Source organism: Chryseobacterium amylolyticum (assembly GCF_051011775.1).
Classification (GTDB): Bacteria; Bacteroidota; Bacteroidia; order Flavobacteriales; family Weeksellaceae; genus Chryseobacterium.
On the sequence record NZ_JBPCHX010000002.1, the window covers coordinates 226796 to 247036 of the forward strand.

The window sequence follows — 20241 nt, forward strand, 5'->3', positions numbered from 1 at the left end:
AAGTTGTAAAGGCAGTCCGGGTATAAAGTCTTATTTTTGCATAGAATTTTTATTTTAATTCTTTCTTTCGATTCGTACAATGAAAAAACAAGATACCTGGGGAATTATAAAAAGGCTGTTCTTTATCGGAATGAAATTTCGTTCTTGGTTTATCCTTACCCTTATCATTTCCATATTCCTTTCGATAGTTTCCACTTACAGGCCTTATCTTACCATGCAGGTGGTGGATAATGACATAACAAAGCTTCATGATAAGGCTTTGATGATGAAACATATCTATATCCTTGTAGGATTGGTATTTGCTGAAACGATTTTAAATTTTTTCCTGGTTTATTTTTCAAATTTTATTTCGCAGAATGTGATCAGGGATATCAGAGAGCGTTTGTATGCTAAGCTGATTTATTTCAAGACTTCATTTTTTGATAAAACTCCGATCGGGCAGCTGGTAACACGTGCTGTAGGAGATGTGGAAACCATTGCAACAGTATATACAGATGGTTTCCTGATGGTATTCGGGGATATCCTGAGAATTCTGTTTGTATTGGTCATGATGTTCAGTACCAATGTTCACCTGAGTTATATTACACTGGCTATTTTACCTTTGATGGTAGTCATTACGAGGTTCTTCCAGAAAAGACTGAAGAAAGCATTCGGGGATGAGAGAAACTGGACCGCCAACCAGAACTCTTTTGTACAGGAAAGGCTTGCCGGAATGCCGATTATCCAGGTGTTCAACAGACAGGAAGCTGAGTTTAAGAAATTTGATGATATCAATATTACCCTGAAAGGGGCATTGCTGAGAACCGTATTTATTTTCTCTCTTTTCTTTCCGGTAGTAGAACTTATTTCATCATTATTTATAGGATTTATCCTTTTCTATGGGGGGTATATTACCATCAGTGCCGGGGTGGTGATTGCATTTATCCAGTATATTTCCATGCTGATCCGCCCCTTGAGGCAGATTGCAGACCGTTTTAATAATATCCAGCGGGGAATCGTAGGTGCAGAAAGAGTGCTGGGATTGATGGATGAAGAAAATTCAATGCCGAATAACGGAACAGTGAAGAAAGATCATTTTGCCGGAAAAATTGAATTCCAGAAAGTACATTTCGCTTATGATGAAAAACAGGAAGTACTGAAAGGGATTGATTTCAAGGTAAATCCGGGAGAAACCGTAGCCATTGTCGGAGCAACAGGAGCCGGAAAATCTACCATTATCAGTTTAATCACAAGGCTGTATGACATCAATTCCGGAAATATTCTGATTGATGATGTAAACTTAAAAGATTATGAGTTATATAATCTGAGAAGTCATATCGGAGTTGTGCTGCAGGATGTATTCCTTTTTCATGGAAGTATTTTTGAAAATCTTGCCTTCGGTGATGACACTATAACACTGGATAAAATAAAAGCAGGAGCGAGAGAAATTGAAGTCGATCAGTTTATTGAGCAGCTTCCCGGCGGATATGATTATGTAGTGAGCGAAAGAGGCTCATCCATTTCTTTAGGGCAGAGACAGCTGTTATCTTTCCTGAGAGCTTATTTATCAGATCCGAAAATTTTAATTCTGGATGAGGCAACCTCTTCTATTGATCATGAAAGTGAAAAGCTGATCCAGAGAGCAACAGAAAAAATTACCAAAAACAGGACTTCCATTATTATTGCCCACAGACTTTCCACTATTGAAAAAGCAGATAAGATCATTGTGATGGAGCATGGTAAAATCGTAGAAGAAGGAAAGCATCTTGAGCTTCTGGATAAGAACGGATACTATGCTACACTTTACAAAGCCCAGCTTCGTCATGAAGTGGAAATGGAGGAAGAAAAAGAATCATAGCCCAAAGGAATTATAAATAAACAAAAAGAGAGTCATTATGATTCTCTTTTTTTGGTCTAACCTTTTGTGGCTTGTAATTTATACAGTTTTTTTGTTTAAAATATCCGCTTGTACCTATCAAAGCTTTTTAAAACTGCAGAAAACAAAATTCTGAATGGTCTCAAAAGGAGTAATATGATCTTCTGTAATACACTTTACCTTTGTAAAACCAACTCCAAATTTTTCAGTTAATGATTCATCATCATACTGCTGAATATCCAGTCCGCTGCATTTGGTGGGACCGTTTTTAGAAAAAGTTCCGATAATCATAAAATTGTTTACATGCTTTTCTGCAATATCAATATATTTTGAAACCTGCTCCGGTGTTGTAAGGAAATGAAAGGCGGCCCTGTCATGCCAGATGTCATACGTTTCCGTAGGTTCAAAAGCAGTAATGTCTGCCGCAATCCATTTTACTTTGCCGGCTGCATCTCCCAATCTTTCCTGCGCTTTTTCCAAAGCTTTGGCTGAGATATCAAGTACCGTAATGTTTTCGTAGCCTTCCTCAAGAAGAAAATCCACCAGGTTGCTGTCTCCACCTCCGATATCAATGATGCCGGCATCTTTTCCCAATCCTGAAGATGTAATAAAGTCAAGCGACGTCTGAGGTTTTTTCTGGGTCCAGCTTACCTGGTCCGGGTTTTTGGTTTCATATACGTTTTCCCAGTGGTTTTTGTTGTCGGAAGATATCATGATTCTTTTAATTGATTATTGATCTCTTCAAATTTATTAATTAATTCGTCAATTTTCCCCTGCTGTTTTTTTATGGTTCGCGGTCTCAGATAAAACCAGTTGAAAGCAATCCAGGCCGAGGTTACAGCATAGGTCAGAATTGCTGAACCAAGAGTCATTCTTGAAGTGTATTCATACATATAAAAGCATATTCCGAGAAACAGCATCATGAAATAGAGGTTGAGTATGGTGGTCTGCATAAACTTCTGCTTATTTTTTACCACATATAAACTTTGCAGATATTCGTTATTTGACTGGGTCTGATCAATTTTGTAGAAAACCATAAACATTTTGTTGTAGGCAAGTAAGAAAATAACCATTCCCAAAACTACAAGTACAATTCCGATTTTTGTAGTGATCATTTCAGGCTGGTAACGGTACCAGATGAAAAGAATCAATAAAGAAGTAGCAATTAATCCAATATTAGCAAAGATCAGTCTGCGCAGATTCTGATTTCTGAATTTTTTCAGTTTACCGAGAAGCTCTTCCATATTGGGTTTGTTGGAAGTCTGCTGCTTCCATATATTTTTAAAATCTATATTAGAATCCATTTTCTTTAAACTTTTGCGTTAATTTTTCTTTTATTCTGTGAATCTTTACCCGGATATTGGATTCTGAAAGTCCTACAATATGGGCTATTTCAGCCTGTTTTACCTCTTCCAGTTCCAATGAAATGATGATCCTGTCTGTTTCCGGCAGCTCAGAAATATACTGGTAGAGCATCTGGATCTGGGGTTCCATGGATTCCTGCTTTTTCTCTTCCAGATTAACCGGTAAATCTGCTTTGGCAAATTTCTTTTCCTTTTCAATCTGCCGGAGACAGTTATTGGAAGCAATTCTGAAAATCCATGTTCCTACGCTGGATTCATTCCTGAATTTAGGAAGCTGCTGCCATACAATGATAAAGGTTTCCTGGGCAAGATCCTGGGCAAGTTCGGTGTCGTTCACATATCCCATGCATAAACGGAATATCCTTTGCCAGTAGAGTTCGTATATCTCTTCAAAAATCATTATTTCGAAGATAAAAAGTTAGTAAGCTGGTTAAAATACCAATCCTTGTCATCATACATGATGAAGTGCAATCCTTTTGAAGCATACTGCATATTGGCATTTTTTAAATTCCTGTACTGGCTTTCAATCGTTGGTTTAAGGTTAACAAAAAACGATTCCAGAAGAATAAGAGAAGGACATTGTATGTTTTTTATTTTCTCTCTGAGATCGGTATTGGAAAAGTCGCAGTACATTTTAGCAAATGTTTTTCGGTCCGACTTCATGCTCCAGCCGATTACAGTTTCCTGCATAGAAGTATCTGCCAGAAGACGTGGGATTGCCTGAGCCTGCATTTTTCGGAACTGCTCATCATTCATAGCAGTTAATTGAGTAATGGTGGATGAACAGTCATTATTCTCTTTTACACTGAAATTGGGATCAGACATTGCTGCCAGGCACGGAAGAGTATCAATAATAATGATTTTACCTGCAAGTTCCGGATAATCGGCTGCGATAGCTAAGGCAAGCCCCCCTCCCATACTGTGCCCGATAAGGATAGGCTTGTCAATTTTATGATCTCTGATATAAGCTGCAATTCCTTTTTCCCAATCTTTAAAGCTGGCCTCTGCCTGCGGTTTTGTTCCGGCAAATCCTGCCATCGTTAAAGTATAACAAGTGAAGTTGTTTTCAAACTTTGCAGTCGTTTCGCTCCATACATCTCCTGAAGAAGCAAACCCTGGAATAAAAATTAATGACTGGTTACCTTTTCCGGTTTTCTTTACTTCAAACGGATATGCTGTTTGCTGTCCAAATATATTGCACACCGCTAAAAAAAATAACATGATGATAAGAAGGAATGTAAATTTTTTCATGATTTCTAAAGTTTTAAGGTTTATTTGTCTTTTAGAGACGAAACTTTAAAAAATGTTACACAAAAATTTATTTTTTATGAAAAAAATTATTTCTCCTTCTCCGAAACCCTTATATTCAGGGTAAAACCATATGGAATTTATTTTATAAAAATTATTAATCTAATATTCTTCCATAGAATCTGCTGATGTCAAAATAAAATCCCGGCACTTTATATTTGCCTTTTTCAAACTCCTGATAATCACATTTTCCTTTCAGGCTTTGTGATTGGGTTTCCATCTGGAACCTGTTCAGAAGTACGTATTCATCAGTTACGGAAATAACATGAAAGCCTGTTTCACATGTCAATCCATCACCGGATGTCAGAATAGCGCCTAATAGCCCATGGAAGTTTCCTGCAATTTTTCTTGCAGTTTCATCATCATTATTTAAATGATACAGATAGGCGAGATAATTCATGGCACGCAGATCCAGCGGATTTTCATCCAGAGCACCCAAAAACAGCTGGATTCCTTTTGAGAGGTCTTTTTGTGAAATACCTTCTCCACTGTAATATTTGGCTACTTCCTCAGCTTTCTTCCCGGTCTTATAGGGCTGATATTCTTTTTGAAAGGTATAACCAAAATAAAGATGACGATATTGGCTGCCTGTAAGAAGCGTATCATTCTGTTTTAATCTTTTTAAAAGCTTCGGATAATAGAATTCCGAGTTTTTATCTTCAATATTTTTTTGAATTACTGCATAATCCGGTGCTCTGAATTCCATTTTCTGAGCATTCAGAAAAGTGAGAAGTGTTAAAAAGAATAATGATAAAAATGCTTTAATAATCATGGTTTGTATAATGTTGTTGCGATTTTTTATGAAGTTAAAAATACGAAATATGTATCAATCGGATATTATTAACTGACTATTTGTAAAAAAAATGATAAAATATTGACAAAGTGTTATTTTGTGTTGATAAATTTACTAACTTTATTCAGAATTTGAGAGACAACCCCTAATATTTGAAGGGGTAAGTGGAATTTTTAACTAAAAACCAAAAATATTAATGAGCAGTAGTATCCAAGATGAATTTAAAGTCTTCAAAGACGAATTGAGAAAGTTGAATATCGAAGTACAGAAAGTAGTAAAGGTGGGAAACGGAAGTATGGATTTCCACGAGGTTTTCTACAAATCGCCAAGGTATCAGGAGGTGAAAAGCATATATGTCCAGCGTCATAATCTGGACAGTATGATTGAAAAATTTAAACAGGCCTATCATTAAAATAGAAATTGCGCCGCAGATTCCCTGCGGCGCAATTTTTTATAAAGTTCTGAACTTTAATCTTTATCCAGGGTAGAGTTTTTTTTAGTATCCTTCATTCCGATATAAACAACCAGAGAAAAAAGAATACATCCGGTAATGTACCAGTAAAAGTATTCTTCAGAACCAATTTTCTTAAACCAAAGTGCAATATATTCTGCAGTTCCTCCAAATACAGCCACAGTAATAGCATAAGGAAGGCCTACGCCAAGTGCCCGGATTTCAGAAGGGAAAAGTTCGGCTTTTACTACTGCGTTGATGGAAGTGTAGCCGCTTACAATAATTAATGCAGCCATGATCAGGAAAAATGCAGTCCAGATTGAAGTGGTAGTGCTGAGGGCTGTAAGAAGCGGAACCGTACATAAAGTTCCCAGTATTCCAAACCCTAAAAGGAGCGGTCTTCTTCCGATTTTGTCAGAAAGCCCTCCAAATACAGGTTGGAGACAGGCAAATATAAATAATGAAATAAAGGAGACCAGGGTAGATTGTTCCTTGGTAAGATGAACCGTATTAACCAGGAATTTCTGCATATATGTTGTGTAGGTATAAAACGCCAGCGTTCCTCCTAATGTAAGACCTACAACAGTAAGCAAAGCTTTCGGGTGTTTCAGCAACTCCTTTACCGTTCCTTTTTTCTTTTCACTCACATCTTTCTTATTCTCAAAAGCTTCGGTTTCATGGAGATTAGCCCGAAGATACAATGCGATAATAGAAAGCATGGCCCCGATCACAAAAGGAATTCTCCAGCCCCATTCTTCCAGTTGGATTTCGGTCAGAAGCAATTTCTGTAAAATAAGCTGAATTCCTAAAGCAATCAGCTGACCGCCAATTAAAGTGACATATTGAAAACTTGAATAAAATCCCCTTCTGTCCTGTGTAGACATTTCGCTGAGGTAAGTTGCGGAGACTCCGTATTCTCCACCAACACTTAAGCCCTGAAGCAGCCTTGCAAGTAAAAGTAATAAAGGGGCCAGAATGCCTATAGATTCGTAAGTTGGAGTAAGCGCTATCAGTAATGATCCGAAAGACATCAGCAAAACGGAAAGCGTCATCGCTTTTTTTCTTCCGATCTTATCTGCAATACTCCCGAACATCCATCCACCTATTGGCCTCATGAGAAAACCTACAGCAAATATTCCCGCAGTATTCATCAGTTGTGCATTAAGATCAGAATCCGGGAAAAAAGAATGCGAAAAATAGATGGCAAAGGCAGCATACGCGTACCAGTCATACCATTCGACAAGATTTCCGATAGATCCGCCTATGATCGCCTTGATTCTTTGGCCGGTGGTGATTGAGATTGAGTTCATCGTATAATTTCAGGAAGTTTTTATAATGGGATCCAAGATACAAATTTCAGAAAAAAATAAACCGTACTGATAAAGAACGGTTTATTATAAATTGTGTATTTAAAATCTGTATCCAATCGAGAGTCCGCTTCTGAAACCTGCCCAGGGACCGTCTACTTTTATTCTGGCTCCATTGGCATTGGTTTCCACGGTATATTTTACGAATGGAATATCGAGGTTTTCTATTTCTTTTTTTAATTGGGCCTGCATGTCGGGCGTCAGTACATAATCTGAGGTCATGGTAAAATCGCCCTTTCCACTTCCATAGTGAGCTCCTGCAATCCAGAAGTCCAGCACAAGATTCTGGCTTCTTGTTAAAAAGAACTGTACCCCAACCATCAGCCCACCGCTGTTTCCTTTGGTATCTCCCTGCCCTTTAATAGGAATCTGGTAGGTAACCCCACCCGGCCCCTTATAATCATAATAAAAATCAAAAGTATTGGAGGTGACGCTGGAGTAGCGGTAATAAGGCGCAAAATAAAACCCTTTCCCATAGCCTTTACCGATATAAAATCTAGGTTCAATGGTGAAATTGGTTGCTTTTACTCTAAGATTCTGGAATCTTTTCTCATCTTCATCTTTCAGAAAGGCATTAATGAAAGGCACTTTCCCTTCCGGCATAGTTCCAAAGCCGATATTCACAGAAAACCACTGGTTAATGGCCCGTTCATAAGACAGATTGATATTTCTGAATGCATAGGCCGTGACATTGGTTTTGATGATATTCATCTTTTCTGCCGAATCATTTTGAATCTCCTGTGCCTCCAATACAGGAAACAGAAAGCACGGAATTAATATGAATAACTTTTTCATGACTTTACATTTTGCGGTGTAAAAAAATAACCAGCAAAAAACGGGCTGAATTTAACATAATAATTAGAATTTACATGGAAATTATGAATATTTTTTAATAAGTTGTAATTATAAATGTAATAAACATCGGAGATGGGTTGTCCTAATGGTATAATTCATCTTCAGAATGAAAAAAACTATATATACCATTTTCTTCCTTTGCGGAACTTTCATATTTTCTCAGGAGAAGAAAAGTGATACGGCTGATGTAGCGGCTGCCAAAGAAATTCAGGAAGTTATTTTAAAATCTCAGCGGAAAAAACAGTTTGCGGATAAAGCCGTTTATACTTTTGATAAGGAGGCTCTGGAAAAAGCCCGATATGCAAAAGATCTCCTTCGCACCCTCCCGGAATTACAGCTGGATCCTGTAGCGAATACGGTTACCAGTACAAAAGGAGGAACGACATTATTTCTTATCAATGGAATTGAAGCTACGGATACGCAGATCCGGAGTGTAGCACCCAGTGAAGTAGTAAAGGTGGAATATTATGATATACCACCGGCAAGATGGGCAACACGAGCTGATACTGTAGTTAATATTCTGACAAGGTCTACGGAAACGGGATATGTTTTTGGTGCTGATGTTTCCACAGCTTTGAATACAGGTTTTGTGAATGGATCTGCCTATGCCGATTATACAAAAGGAAAAAATAATTTCGGGCTGGAATATTCCCTGAATCTGAGGGATTATAATGACAGAAGGGTAAACAGTATCTATGACTATCAGCTGAACGGTAAACATTACCGTTCTGATGAAAACAGGACGGATCATTTCGGCTATACTTTCCAGAATATCGCTGTGCGGTATACCAGGCTGGTTCCTGATGATTATGCTTTTCAGGCCAAGCTGAATATGGATATTTTCAGCAGGTTTTCAAAAGGAACAGGGCAGAGTATATTTACTGAAGATGTCCTGAAAGAGGAGCATGCAATGTTTAAAAATAATGGTTCAGATTATGTAATTCCCAGGCTGGATCTTTACTATTCAAAAAAGATTGGTGAAAAAGATGAGCTGAGCATTAATGTAGTGGGATCTCACTATACTACCAATACTTCCGAAACAGCAGGCGAGTGGATTGTAGGTTCAGGTCTGTCAGTATATGATAATGATATGATGCTGAAAGCAAAGCAGACAAGTCTGGTAGGGGAGCTGGCACATACCCATGATTTTAAAGCAGGAAAGCTTTCGTCCGGATACCGTATTTCAAGGTCTTCCATTTCCAACGACCTCAATAACCTTGCCGGCTATTCCCAATACAGCGTTAATTATCTGGAGCAGTATTTTTATACAGAATTTTCTGGAAAAGTTGATCAATTCAGCTATCGTATCGGTGCAGGTCTTACGAATATTCACAACAAAAGTGCAGAGAATACTTTTGATGAATGGACTTTTACTCCGAAGGTTATTTTAGCGTATCAGATTAAAAGCAATCAGAATCTTCGTTTTACATCAGGTTACAGTCCGGTGAGCCCGTGGAGTAATGCTTTGAGCAGTAATGTAGTACAATTGGCACCCAATGTTGTTCAGAGAGGAAATCCTTTCTTGGAATCTCAACAGGTATTTTCCAATAACCTGACCTATTCTTTTAACAATAAATATTTTGACTTTAATGCAGGTTTATTTTACCGGTATACCAACAGGATCATCAATCAGTATTATGTTCAAGATGACGTATTGGGAGGCTATGCACTCACTTATGAAAATGGTAAAAACGGACAGCGGTATGGCGTACAGCTTACAGGATCTTATAAACCTTTCGGAAACAGTCTGCTTGTAGTAAAAGCTGTGATCACACCTACTTCTGAAACCGTGAAGACAAGTACCGGTGCTTTGATTAAAAATGATTATTTGGGAAATTATTTTGTAGTTTCTTCGGAGTATAAATCTTTTTCTGTACAATATCAGGTTAATATTCCGGTGTACAGCCTTAGCGGGGCTTTCCTGAATACAAACGAAAACCAGAATAATATTTTTGTCAGTTATAAACATAAAAACTGGACATTTTCCACAGGAATGTACTGGATAGGAATGCCTTCGGAATACAAAACGAAAAGTTTACCCGAAAGCTTGGTGGATTATAGAGTTCATACTCAGATTATGAATAATAAATCGATGTTTGTATTGGGGCTCAGCTATGATTTTTCAAAAGGGAAAAAAACGGAGATGCAGAGAAAGCTTAATAATGAAACGGCTCCTGCAGCCACCTTTTAGATGCTAATTTGAATGTTAATAAGAAATCCCCGCTCACTTGTAGGAACGGGGATTTTGCTTTTGTTATTTCTTGATGAATTTTGTTTTTTTTGTGCCTGCAGCATTTTTTCCGCTGATCTCAATGAAGTAAGACGCTGGCGGAAGGTCTGAGATCTGTACGGTTCCGGATTTTATATCTGAAGTTTTAACCAGCTTTCCGTCCAGGCTGTAAATATTTGCTTTGGAATAATTATCCGTATTTCCTTTGAAGCCGATAAAATCCTGCGCAGGATTAGGATAAACCATTAAATTTTCTTTTTTCACGGCATTGCTGGTTGACAGGAATGTTTCATTTAAAGCCAATGCGGTGGCTGCTGTCTGGTTGATGCTCAACAACGGAATGCTGATATTTCCGCTTGTGGAAATCAGCAGCGCATATCTGTGAGAAGCATCATAATAAGCATATGCTGTGTTGGTAACTGTTCCGATAGGGTTGGAATAAATTACATCAAAAGATAAATATAAATTAAAGTTCTGGGTATACTTTACTCTAAGAACATTGCTGTAGGTCTGGCTGCCTATAATCAAAGTTCCATATGCATCGGCCTGAGTAGCCATTGTACCGCTGAACAGCCCGTTGGCTACGGATGAGGTGAAAGTCCCTTTGGCGGTGTCATTTTGAGCGGTTCCAAAAGAAGTTGGATAATTATTATAAGTTCCGTTATCTGCACTAAAGTTTAAGGTGGCCTGTGGACTTACAATTCCTGTAATTTCCAGCTTAGTGTCAGATGCCTTATAATAAATGGTATTTGTTCCATCCATTATTTTAATCGTAGAACCCGGAAATGTAGTAAGTTCAGTAGAAGTAGGAACAGAATAAGTTGTTTGTGATGAAGCGCCCATTGTAAGACTTTCGTTCGAAAAAGTAACATTAGCTCCGGTTGCAGAGTTGTCTACAGTTCCGGTTACAAGGTTGTAGTTAACAAGATCTCCGGAAACAGGATCGTTGGCTGCTTTGGTAAGCGTAATCTGCGCAGAGAACATGGCAGAAGCCCCTAATAAAAAGAGTATTGTTTTTTTCATAGTCAAAAATATTATTTGTTAAAATTAAACTTGTTTAAACTTTTATTTTCCTGAGCAACAAGACAGAAAAGGCCAAATAACGTAGAGTTCTCCGGGCTATATTCAAAGTTTCAAACCTTACCGGTTTATCTTTGCTTATGAGTTCCAGATTTTAGTTCTTTTTTTTGCAACTCTGAATGCTGATTTTATGGAAACGCTTTCTTTAAAAAAGTTTAAACAGCTTTGTATGCAAAAATCTCAATAATCAATAATAACAGAAAAAAAATATTGTAAAAATTGATTGTACTCACTGTCATTTTAAATGCATGACACCTAGCCCAAAAACTACATATTAAAATCCTGACTGATAAATTTTCAGCAGAATCCATAAAACTCTTTCTCTGTGGTGCTGATTTGGGCTGGCTGCTGCAGGATCTCTATTTGTTCCGGCCGTTCTTTCAAAAGGTTCATAAAGATGGCCTCACAGACCAATACTTCGTCATTCACTTGTATTTCAGGAAACAGATGGGAATGAAAATCCGGAGACACATTCCTGCATTGCCTTTGATTTGATGACAAAATCATTGGCCTGCTGTGCTGCCGTGGGGCTTCCCTGAACCGGATTGTCTTTTCCGCCGTCTACATGGAACATACCCTGGGGATTAACAGTATTAACCCCTACCTGTGAGAATACCAGGATGCCTGCAAAAACCAAACAGTACTGTAAAAAACTTTTTTCATTAAAAGCAATCAGAATCTTCGTTTTACATCCGGTTACAGTCCGGTGAGTCCGTGGAGTAACGCTTTGAGCAGTAATGTAGTACAATTGGTACCTAATGTTGTTCAGAGAGGAAATCCTTTCTTGAAATCTCAACAGGTATTTTCCAATAACCTGACCTATTCTTTTAACAATAAATATTTTGGCTTTAAACCTTCCGGAAACAGTCTGCTTGTAGTAAAAACTGTGATTGCGCCTACTTCTGAAAGTACCGGTGCTTTGATTAAAAATGATTATTTAGGAAATTATTTTGTAGTTTCTCCGGAGTATAAATCTTTTTCTGTACAATATCAGGTTAATATTCCGGTGTACAGCCTTAGCGGGGCTTTCCTGAATACAAACGAAAGCCAGAACCATATTTTTGTGAGCTATAAACATAAAAACTGGACATTTTCAATAGGGATGTACTGGATAGGAATGCCTTCCGGGTATAAAACAAAAAGTTTACCGGAGAGCCTGGTTGATTATAGACTTCATACTCAGATGATGAACAATAAACCGATGTTTATACTGGGGCTCAGCTATGATTTTTCAAAAGGAAAAGAACGGAGATGCAGAGAAAGCTTAATAATGAAACTGCTCCTGCAGCCACCTTTAGAGGCTAATTTGAATCTTAATAAAAAATCCCCGCTCACTTGTAGGAGCGGGGATTTTGCTTTTTTTATTTCTTGATGAATTTTGTGTTTTTTGTGTCTGCAGCATTTTTTCCGCTGATCTCAATGAAGTAAGACGCTGGCGGAAGGTCTGAGATCTGTACGTTTCCGGATTTTATATCTGATGTTTTAACCAGCTTTCCATCCAGGCTGTAAATATTTGCTTTGGAATAATTATCCGTATTTCCTTTGAAGCCGATAAAGTCCTGAGCAGGATTAGGATAAACCATTAAGTTTTCTTTTTTTACGGCATTGCTGGTTGACAGGAATGTTTCATTCAAAGCCAATGCGGTGGCTACTGTCTGGTTGATGCTCAACAACGGAATGCTGATATTTCCGCTTGTGGAACTTAGCAGTGCATATCTGTGAGAAGCATCATAATAAGCATAAGCGGTATTGGTCAGTGTTCCGATAGGGTTGGAATAAGTAATATCAAAAGTCGGATACAGATTAAAGTTTTGTGTATATTTTACCCTAAGCACGTTGCTGTACGTTTGATTTCCTATAATCAGGGTTCCGTACGCATCAGCAACGGCCGTCATTGTACCGCTGAACAATCCGTTGGCGGAAGATGAAGAGAAGGTTCCTTTGGCTGTATCGTTTTGTGCGGGTCCGTAAGTTAGCGGATAACTGATATAGGTACCGTTGTCCACACTAAAGTTTAAGGTGGCCTGAGGGTTTACAATTCCCGTGATTTCCAGCTTAGTGGCAGATGCCTTATAATAAACGGTAGTTGCCCCATCTATCATTTTAATAGTAGAACCTGGAAAAGTTGTTATCTCAGTAGAAGTAGGAACCGAATAGGTCGTTTGTGACGAGATGCCCATTGTAAGGCCTGGGTTTGAGAACGTAACGTTGGCTCCTGTTGCAGAGTTGTTTACAGTTCCGGTTACATGGTTGTAATTAACAACATTCCCGGCAATAGGGTCATTGGCTGCTTTGGTAAGCGTGATCTGCGCAGAGAACATGGCAGATGCTCCTAATAAAAGGAGTAAAGATTTTTTCATAGTCAGAAATTTTTGTTAAAAATAATTAAAAAATAGTATTCAAATGTTAATTTATTTTGTTTTTAATTGAATTTTTGAAAAAACCGCCTGCTGATCATATCAACAGGCGGCTCTGTGCGTTAAATGTTAAGTCTAATTGCTCATTATCATTTTGCGGTAAGCATAAATATCTTCGATGGTTACGACACTCATCCCTTTTCTGTTGGCAAAGTCCACAATTTCAGGAAGTCTTGCCATAGAGCCATCTTCATTCGTCAGTTCACAAAGTACGGCATCGTCACCCAGATTAGCCATTTTTACAAGATCTACACTGCCTTCGGTATGACCACGCCTTTCAAATACACCACCTTTTCTGGCGATCAGGGGAAAAACATGGCCAGGGCTTGCAATATGCTCTGCCTGTGCATCAGTGGCAACAGCTGTTCTGATCGTAGTGACACGGTCTTTGGCTGAAACACCAGACTCTACGCCTTCTCTGGCTTCAATGGAAATTGTGAATGCGGTTTGATTTTTTGAATTGTTGTTTTCCACCATCGGACGGAGGTTGAGGTGGCGGCTTTTTTCCTCAGAAATACATAAGCAGACAATACCGCTGCATTCGCGGATCAGAAGTGCCATGTCCTGTTCTGTAATTGTGGAAGCGGGAAAGATGATATCGCCTTCGTTTTCGCGGTTTTCATCATCTACTAAAAGAATACCTTTTCCCTGTTGTAACGTTGCAAGTGCTTTTTCTACACGTTCTCTGGAGTTTGCTCCGAATTGTTCCAATAATTTTTCCATGTTATTTTACTTTTAAAAGTTAAAATAGTCTTCGGTACATGGAAATGAAATACGATACAATAAGAGCCCATAAGGAATCTTACTGATCATCTCATTTTCTTCTCCCATCCAGACTTTAACTGTCGGTTCCGGAATTTCACCAGATCAGTCCCTTCAAAAGAAAGGAGTCGCGGACTGTAACCGCCGGTAGGGAATTTCACCCTGCCCCGAAGAAAACTTATACTAAGTTTTGCTGTATGTTGTAATTTAAATTTTTTATTTCATTGAATAGTATTTAACGCACAGACTGCTAATTTCGGGAAGTTTTTTGAATTGGAAAAGAGATTTTCAGATTTTATAAGGTTAGTAACAGGAAGTGTTTTTAAAGTTATTTAGAATTTATTTTCAGGCATTTCTTAATATCTTCTCCATTTTCTTTCCTTTTGCCAGCTCATCAATCAGTTTATCCATATAGCGGATATTTCTCATCAGTTCATCTTCAATTTCCTCCACACGATATCCGCAAATGATACCTTTGATCAGTGAAACATTCGGATTGATCTGAGGAGCTTTTTCGAAAAATGTTTTCAGATCTGTTTTCAGATCTAATATTTCCTGAAGCTCTTTTTCATTATATCCGGTTAGCCAGAATATAATCTCATGAACTTCTTCTTTAGTGCGTCCTTTCCTTTCTGCTTTTTGAACGTAATGTGGATAAACACTTGCAAAAGGCATTGCGAAAATTCGGGTATTCTGCATATTGATTGTTTAATGGCTTTTTAGTCTAATCTTTTTATGACCTGATCAAGTATCCTGTTAAATTCTTCCGGCTTTTCCAGCATAGGATAATGGCCAACGCCTTCAATGGTTACATAATCATAGTTTTTCAGATATTTCCGGTTGTTTTCCAAATGGGTAGGAGAAGCATCTGAATTAATAGCTATAACGGGTACCTGAATCTGTTTTGCAATTGTTTTGAAGTCTGTTTTATATAAAGGCCACAGAGCATTGATTGCCAGTTCAGGATCGTTTTGAAGGAATTCACGCTGTACTCTTTCTTTTACAGCGGGTGGAGTTCCTTCTGCAAATAAAAATTGCGGCAGAAAGTTTTCCACAGTGTATTTGAAGTCCTTTCTGTATTGAGAGAGCACTTCTTCAGCTTGCTGCTCAGTAAATGATTCGTCCAGGTTTTTCAATGTATCTATCAGAATTATAGCTTTTACCGCCGGAATCTGTAAAGAAGCTTCCAGAACATAGGCTCCGGACATGGAATGTCCCACAAGAATTATTTCCTGCGAATGAACAGCATCAGCAACCGCTTTAATATCATCGGCATATCGGGCACTCGTCCATTCTTTTCTGGATGAATCAGATTTTCCGTGTCCTGCAAGGTCTGTTAGTACAATGTGATACCGGCTGGCAAAATATTGCTGCTGATCTGCCCACCACTCTGTGTTGCCGAGCCATCCGTGGATAAAAATTAAAGTTGTATTTCCGTTGCCTGATTCTTTATAATGAATTTTCCGGCCATCTGATGAGATTGTATATTTTTCCATTTCAATGAGTAATTGGTGTACTTTATTTTTAGCCCAATTTACGAAAAGGCTATTAGAAATTCAATGATTTAGATGGTAAAAGCAGCCCTGCATTTAAATACAGGGCTGTGAAATTTATTTTTTATCAGTTGATCTCAGGTTGACTATAATAATGGCATAAGGTGTTCCCAGGAGATCTTTTATTTCACATTTGAAGAAAATAAGATTCTTTAAGAACTGCTGGTGAGAAATTTCAATTCTGTATTCTATTCCTGTCGGCATAGCCCTGGTAGCAAAACCTTCCAGGCTGTCTATTTCATATGTGCCGGTATTTCCCATGAAATTAAGAATTTCCCTTAATGTACAGTTCATGATAAAAACAGAAGGTACGATAGGATAATTTTCAAAATGACCTTTACATTGGTTAGGCGTAAAAGGGTTAAGTAAAACATTAAATGTATGTTCATCTTCTATGGTAATCCTGCCTTCGGGAAGATTTTCATCATAATATTCCACAGGAGCATCATTGAAATAGTCTTTATAAAAAAGTCTGAACGTATCTTTCGCTATAATATGATAATCGAGCTCGAAAGAGTAGAGGGGTTCCCCGGAGTGATGATCTCTCATCAGGAGTGAAGATTTACCTTTTCTTTTGGATTCCAGGAAGCTCTCACAGGTGATGGAGGCGGAATCTGATTTTCTATAGGAAAGTTGCCTTATCCTTACCTTTTCACCCATAAAATAAATCGGGTCTCCGGATGAAGTATTTAAAAGTCTGTAAAGGTTACAGCTACCTAATGAAGATAATATCTTTATCAGTTTTGAAAAATTTTCATTGCTGAAATCATAATCTGAAATTTCAGCTTCCATCCTGCTTCCGTTATAAATAATTTTTTCAGGAATGGAAATGTACGGTGCAGTTTCCCCGAGATAAGGGATGATGTTTTCTTTGATGTCTGTTGTTGTCATTTGAATGAGGGATTATTAAGTTATTCAATCTGTTTTCATTTGTGGATAACTTTTTCATCATAGTGTTACAATTATTTTTGCGCAGATGTCTGTTAATGATTGTTTAGATTTTATTTAATCGGGAATAATAAACAAGAATCGTTATCACATCTGTAGTTTGTTTTGGTAAATATATCCTTAATTACTTGAATAGAATTGCTTTGTGGTATTTATTTCTTTGTTTGGTGATTTGTTTTTACTGCAATTTATAAAAAAGTACGCATAATAAATTATGAATAAATGTTCATTATTCGAATTTGAAAGATGAATATATGAAGATGTAACTGTGGATAACTTATTCACATAACTTATCCACAGACTTTTCTATGCTGAAAATTCTGTAAAAAATAATTTTATTTTTAATTTATTGAATTATAGAAGGTTATCGGGGTTGTTTTTAATGACTGATAAACTTATCCATAGTTTATCCACAGCGGTACATTGGCATATAAAAAGTTATCCACAGATATTTCAATATGTGGATAACTGTATGTTTGTGATATAAGTAACTTGTATCCAGTTGTTTACCTGGAATCCTGCAAAGGTATGAGATTTAGTTTTCAACTTATCCACAAAACTGTACTCTTTATTACTTATCTTTATAAATATTCCAGAAGTTAAAATCTGTCATAGGGGCATCTGTTATTCCGATATTTCTTCCCATTGTTACAATCTGTCCTCTGTGGTAGGTGCCGTGAAGAATGGCATGCTGGATATATTCGTACTTGGAAAAGTCACATTGGAACCATTGGGATTCTATCTTTACATTTTTAGAAAGATCCTCTTCAGTCAAGCTTTCCACATAATCTACCAGCTTTTGTGAATTGTTTTTTATAGCATTGAAAACATCCTCTTTGCTGGTAGCTTCTGCTGTTTTGGTAAAATCAAAATCATTATTTTCGGAAATGTGGCTCCACCAGTATTCCTGGGTTTGCCAGATATGATGCAGGGTTTTTAAGATTGTTGGAAAGCTTGAAATGGTTTCCCGGTTCAGCTGTTCGTCTGACTTTGTGGATAGCCAGTCAATATATTTGTTGACCACCCAGTTGTTGTACTGTACACTTTTGCTGACTAATGCTTTTAAGCTCATAATATTATATTTATTGGGTTTGAGAAATGATGCTATAATCCGAAATGCCGGTCCTGATCTGAATTTTCAGGATTGAGGAGTGCTTTGTTGCTGTATGTTGCTCTTTCAAAATCACTGATGTTGACAGAAAGAAAGGAAATTTCAGGCAGCAATCCAGAAAGCCGGCTGGTGATCTGTCTGGAAAGGTCAGCTTTTTGATCTGTCGTACGGCCCTGCATGATATAACCGAATACGTGTAAAAAGTCTTTCTTACCTGTACCTAATCTGTAATACTGATAAGGCTGAAGCCTTACTTTGATGTCGTTGGGAGTAAACAGACCTGTTGCATCAGCTGCTTCATAAACGGCATCCAGTAATTCATCGGGGGTTCTCTGCCGGAGAATATCCTGTGAACATTCTATAATAAAATGAGGCATAAAATATATTTTGTAGTTTGATTTTGTGTGAGATAAAAATAATAAAAAATAACAATGGATATTAAAAATAAAAACCGTTCTGAAAACAGAACGGTTTGAAAATGTGTATTTTTTACTTACAAATGGCAATTTTATGGGTTTGATTTCCTGATGCTGTATCGTGGTTTTACAGCATCGGTCATGTCGAGGACAATATCATAAATTCCATCTTCCGAAATGGGGAAGTCATAGGCATCAAAGGCAATACTTTGATTATCATTATTCAGTCCAAGGCTGTACCCCCAGTCATTATTAAACCTGAATTTCAGATTACCCTTATTCAGTTTATAATTTTTCAGAAAATAAACATCCGGGTTTTTAGGATCTGTTTGCAGCGGAATATCTTTCCCGTCCCAGCCGTTGGGGGTGGCATTTCCAATAATTCCCCATGTAAGAGTATTGCTGTTTCTTTTGGCTGTTTTTACCGTTCCGTCCCAGAAATGTATAACAGCAGTATCTATTTTTCCATTTTGATCCGGCCTAAAAGTACAGGAAAATTTTTCATCCAATTGAAATGAGGTCCTGCTTTTTGGAAGCAAGGCATTTCTTGGATAGCTGCCTTCTTTAAAGACCAGCTTTCCATCGGCACTTCTGATGTAAAAGTTTGAATTTTCGGTGGAATAAACTCCATCCAGCTTTTTTAAGTCCTCTGCGCTCACTTTTGCAATAGCAGGAATATCATAAGGCTTATTGTACAGTATTTTTTCTACCAGAGGAAAGATAAAATCTGTGTGTGAAAGTTCTGAATTTGATAGGACAATCACACAAATATCATCCTCCGGAATTCTGTAATATCTGCTCCTGTAACCTGGTCCGCCGCCATCATGACCCACCCGTTTTTTGTCAAAAACAGTCGAAATCTGGAAGCCTAATCCATAATGATCCTTGAGATAAGGCGTAAAAGCTTTATCTGTGGTTTCCTTTTTCAGGAGGGTATAATTCTTTAATGCTTCGTTAAACTTGAAAAGATCTTCCACCGTAGAATACATGGCTCCTGCTGCAAAAGGATGGTCAGTTTTGAAACGTAATGCTTCATTAGATTTATTATCGGATAGAAATTCATAACCCAATGCTTTATTTTTATCTGTCACATTATTAAAGTTGAATCCACTGTGATTCATTTTCAAAGGTTTCAGGATGTTATTTTCTATGACTTGATCATAATCCAGCCCTGTAACTTTCTTAATAATATACCCCAGAATATAATATCCGGAATTGGAGTAATCCCAGTCTTTGCCCGGGGAAAAATTCAAAGGTTTTGCAGAAATAAATTGTAAAAATGTTTCTTCATCTACAGTATCCTCAGAGTTGGTATGATTTTGAATTCCTGATGTATGGGAAAGCAGATGCGCTACAGTAATGCTGTCACCCTTCGGAAAATCAGGATAATATTTGGAGAGTTTGTCGTTCAGAGATAATTTTCCCTGTTCTTCCAATTGAAAAATAACAGCTGCCGTGAACATTTTGGTGGTGGAGAAAACCCGGTAAATGCTGTTATTGGTGTTTTTCTCCTTCTTAGGTGCATTCCTGTAGCCATAGCTGTTTTCAAAAATAACTTTTCCTTTTTCAGCAATCAGAACAGAACCACTGAACAGACCGGCTTTTTCGTACGTTGAGAATAGCTGTTCCAGGTTTTGGGATTTCTGTGAGAAAAGGGAAACAGAAGAGAATAATAAAACGAGGCAGGTTACAATAGACTTCATTTAGCTTTTTATAATAAGACACTTTTAG

21 protein-coding genes and 1 riboswitch are annotated in these 20241 nt (G+C 37.6%); of the genes, 4 read left to right on the forward strand and 17 right to left on the reverse strand.

What is annotated here, in order from left to right:
* Positions 1 to 79: 79 nt before the first annotated feature.
* Positions 80 to 1837, forward strand: coding sequence for an ABC transporter ATP-binding protein (locus tag ACR1PO_RS06195; RefSeq protein ID WP_433986194.1), 1758 nt, complete (start codon positions 80 to 82; stop codon positions 1835 to 1837).
* A gap of 117 nt (positions 1838 to 1954) precedes the next feature.
* Here ACR1PO_RS06195 and ACR1PO_RS06200 read toward each other — a convergent pair whose 3' ends face one another.
* The 5 genes from ACR1PO_RS06200 to ACR1PO_RS06220 all read right to left on the reverse strand — a co-directional run bounded on the left by ACR1PO_RS06200 (position 1955) and on the right by ACR1PO_RS06220 (position 5299).
* On the reverse strand, positions 1955 to 2569 hold the full coding sequence (locus tag ACR1PO_RS06200) for a class I SAM-dependent methyltransferase (RefSeq protein ID WP_332385751.1): 615 nt from the start codon (positions 2567 to 2569) through the stop codon (positions 1955 to 1957).
* Positions 2566 to 3159: a hypothetical protein gene (locus ACR1PO_RS06205; RefSeq protein ID WP_332385752.1), complete on the reverse strand. Its 594-nt coding sequence runs from the start codon at positions 3157 to 3159 to the stop codon at positions 2566 to 2568. Before ACR1PO_RS06205 ends, ACR1PO_RS06200 begins: the two co-directional genes overlap by 4 nt.
* The gene (locus tag ACR1PO_RS06210) at positions 3149 to 3619 is read right to left on the reverse strand and encodes an RNA polymerase sigma factor (RefSeq protein WP_332385753.1); all 471 of its coding nucleotides are present in this window, start codon (positions 3617 to 3619) and stop codon (positions 3149 to 3151) included. The genes ACR1PO_RS06205 and ACR1PO_RS06210 overlap by 11 nt, the downstream gene beginning before the upstream one ends.
* Positions 3619 to 4470 carry an alpha/beta fold hydrolase gene (locus ACR1PO_RS06215; RefSeq protein ID WP_433986195.1) on the reverse strand — a complete coding sequence of 284 codons (852 nt, stop codon included), beginning with the start codon at positions 4468 to 4470 and terminating at the stop codon, positions 3619 to 3621. The genes ACR1PO_RS06210 and ACR1PO_RS06215 overlap by 1 nt, the downstream gene beginning before the upstream one ends.
* Before the next feature lie 154 nt (positions 4471 to 4624).
* The gene (locus ACR1PO_RS06220) at positions 4625 to 5299 is read right to left on the reverse strand and encodes a DUF4919 domain-containing protein (protein ID WP_433986196.1); all 675 of its coding nucleotides are present in this window, start codon (positions 5297 to 5299) and stop codon (positions 4625 to 4627) included.
* A gap of 217 nt (positions 5300 to 5516) precedes the next feature.
* Between ACR1PO_RS06220 and ACR1PO_RS06225 the strand changes: the two genes are divergently transcribed.
* Positions 5517 to 5732 carry a hypothetical protein gene (locus tag ACR1PO_RS06225; RefSeq protein ID WP_047435309.1) on the forward strand — a complete coding sequence of 72 codons (216 nt, stop codon included), beginning with the start codon at positions 5517 to 5519 and terminating at the stop codon, positions 5730 to 5732.
* Positions 5733 to 5788: 56 nt separating this feature from the next.
* Here the strand turns inward: ACR1PO_RS06225 and ACR1PO_RS06230 are convergent, their stop codons facing one another.
* Positions 5789 to 7081 carry an MFS transporter gene (locus ACR1PO_RS06230; RefSeq protein ID WP_433986197.1) on the reverse strand — a complete coding sequence of 431 codons (1293 nt, stop codon included), beginning with the start codon at positions 7079 to 7081 and terminating at the stop codon, positions 5789 to 5791.
* Between the two features lie 99 nt (positions 7082 to 7180).
* Positions 7181 to 7933, reverse strand: coding sequence for a DUF3575 domain-containing protein (locus tag ACR1PO_RS06235; protein WP_433986198.1), 753 nt, complete (start codon positions 7931 to 7933; stop codon positions 7181 to 7183).
* Positions 7934 to 8099: 166 nt separating this feature from the next.
* On the opposite strand from ACR1PO_RS06235, the gene ACR1PO_RS06240 reads away from it, so the two are divergent.
* Positions 8100 to 10184, forward strand: coding sequence for a TonB-dependent receptor domain-containing protein (locus ACR1PO_RS06240; RefSeq protein ID WP_433986199.1), 2085 nt, complete (start codon positions 8100 to 8102; stop codon positions 10182 to 10184).
* A gap of 63 nt (positions 10185 to 10247) precedes the next feature.
* Here ACR1PO_RS06240 and ACR1PO_RS06245 read toward each other — a convergent pair whose 3' ends face one another.
* Positions 10248 to 11246 carry a T9SS type A sorting domain-containing protein gene (locus tag ACR1PO_RS06245; RefSeq protein WP_433986200.1) on the reverse strand — a complete coding sequence of 333 codons (999 nt, stop codon included), beginning with the start codon at positions 11244 to 11246 and terminating at the stop codon, positions 10248 to 10250.
* 493 nt (positions 11247 to 11739) lie between these two features.
* Positions 11740 to 12051, reverse strand: coding sequence for a hypothetical protein (locus ACR1PO_RS06250; RefSeq protein WP_433986201.1), 312 nt, complete (start codon positions 12049 to 12051; stop codon positions 11740 to 11742).
* Between the two features lie 36 nt (positions 12052 to 12087).
* Here ACR1PO_RS06250 and ACR1PO_RS06255 point away from each other — a divergent pair, with 36 nt between their 5' ends.
* Positions 12088 to 12675, forward strand: coding sequence for a hypothetical protein (locus tag ACR1PO_RS06255; RefSeq protein ID WP_433986202.1), 588 nt, complete (start codon positions 12088 to 12090; stop codon positions 12673 to 12675).
* On the opposite strand, the gene ACR1PO_RS06260 is transcribed toward ACR1PO_RS06255, so the two are convergent.
* The 8 genes from ACR1PO_RS06260 to ACR1PO_RS06295 all read right to left on the reverse strand — a co-directional run bounded on the left by ACR1PO_RS06260 (position 12665) and on the right by ACR1PO_RS06295 (position 20213).
* Entirely contained in the window at positions 12665 to 13663 is a 999-nt protein-coding gene (locus ACR1PO_RS06260) for a T9SS type A sorting domain-containing protein (protein ID WP_332385763.1), read from the reverse strand. The genes ACR1PO_RS06255 and ACR1PO_RS06260 overlap by 11 nt on opposite strands.
* A 132-nt stretch (positions 13664 to 13795) precedes the next feature.
* Positions 13796 to 14443 carry a 3,4-dihydroxy-2-butanone-4-phosphate synthase gene (ribB, locus tag ACR1PO_RS06265; RefSeq protein ID WP_433986203.1) on the reverse strand — a complete coding sequence of 216 codons (648 nt, stop codon included), beginning with the start codon at positions 14441 to 14443 and terminating at the stop codon, positions 13796 to 13798.
* A 92-nt stretch (positions 14444 to 14535) separates the two neighbouring features.
* A riboswitch (FMN riboswitch) is annotated at positions 14536 to 14661 on the reverse strand.
* A 166-nt stretch (positions 14662 to 14827) separates the two neighbouring features.
* On the reverse strand, positions 14828 to 15181 hold the full coding sequence (locus ACR1PO_RS06270) for a DUF2200 domain-containing protein (protein ID WP_433986204.1): 354 nt from the start codon (positions 15179 to 15181) through the stop codon (positions 14828 to 14830).
* Positions 15182 to 15201: 20 nt separating this feature from the next.
* The gene (locus ACR1PO_RS06275; RefSeq protein ID WP_332385766.1) at positions 15202 to 15978 is read right to left on the reverse strand and encodes an alpha/beta fold hydrolase; all 777 of its coding nucleotides are present in this window, start codon (positions 15976 to 15978) and stop codon (positions 15202 to 15204) included.
* 114 nt (positions 15979 to 16092) lie between these two features.
* The gene (locus ACR1PO_RS06280; protein WP_433986205.1) at positions 16093 to 16926 is read right to left on the reverse strand and encodes a hypothetical protein; all 834 of its coding nucleotides are present in this window, start codon (positions 16924 to 16926) and stop codon (positions 16093 to 16095) included.
* 628 nt (positions 16927 to 17554) lie between these two features.
* Entirely contained in the window at positions 17555 to 18055 is a 501-nt protein-coding gene (locus ACR1PO_RS06285; RefSeq protein ID WP_332385769.1) for a DinB family protein, read from the reverse strand.
* A 32-nt stretch (positions 18056 to 18087) separates the two neighbouring features.
* A complete protein-coding gene (locus tag ACR1PO_RS06290) occupies positions 18088 to 18471 on the reverse strand; it encodes a 5-carboxymethyl-2-hydroxymuconate Delta-isomerase (RefSeq protein WP_433986206.1) in 384 nt (127 codons plus the stop codon).
* Between the two features lie 131 nt (positions 18472 to 18602).
* Positions 18603 to 20213, reverse strand: coding sequence for a serine hydrolase (locus tag ACR1PO_RS06295; RefSeq protein ID WP_433986207.1), 1611 nt, complete (start codon positions 20211 to 20213; stop codon positions 18603 to 18605).
* Positions 20214 to 20241: the final 28 nt, after the last annotated feature.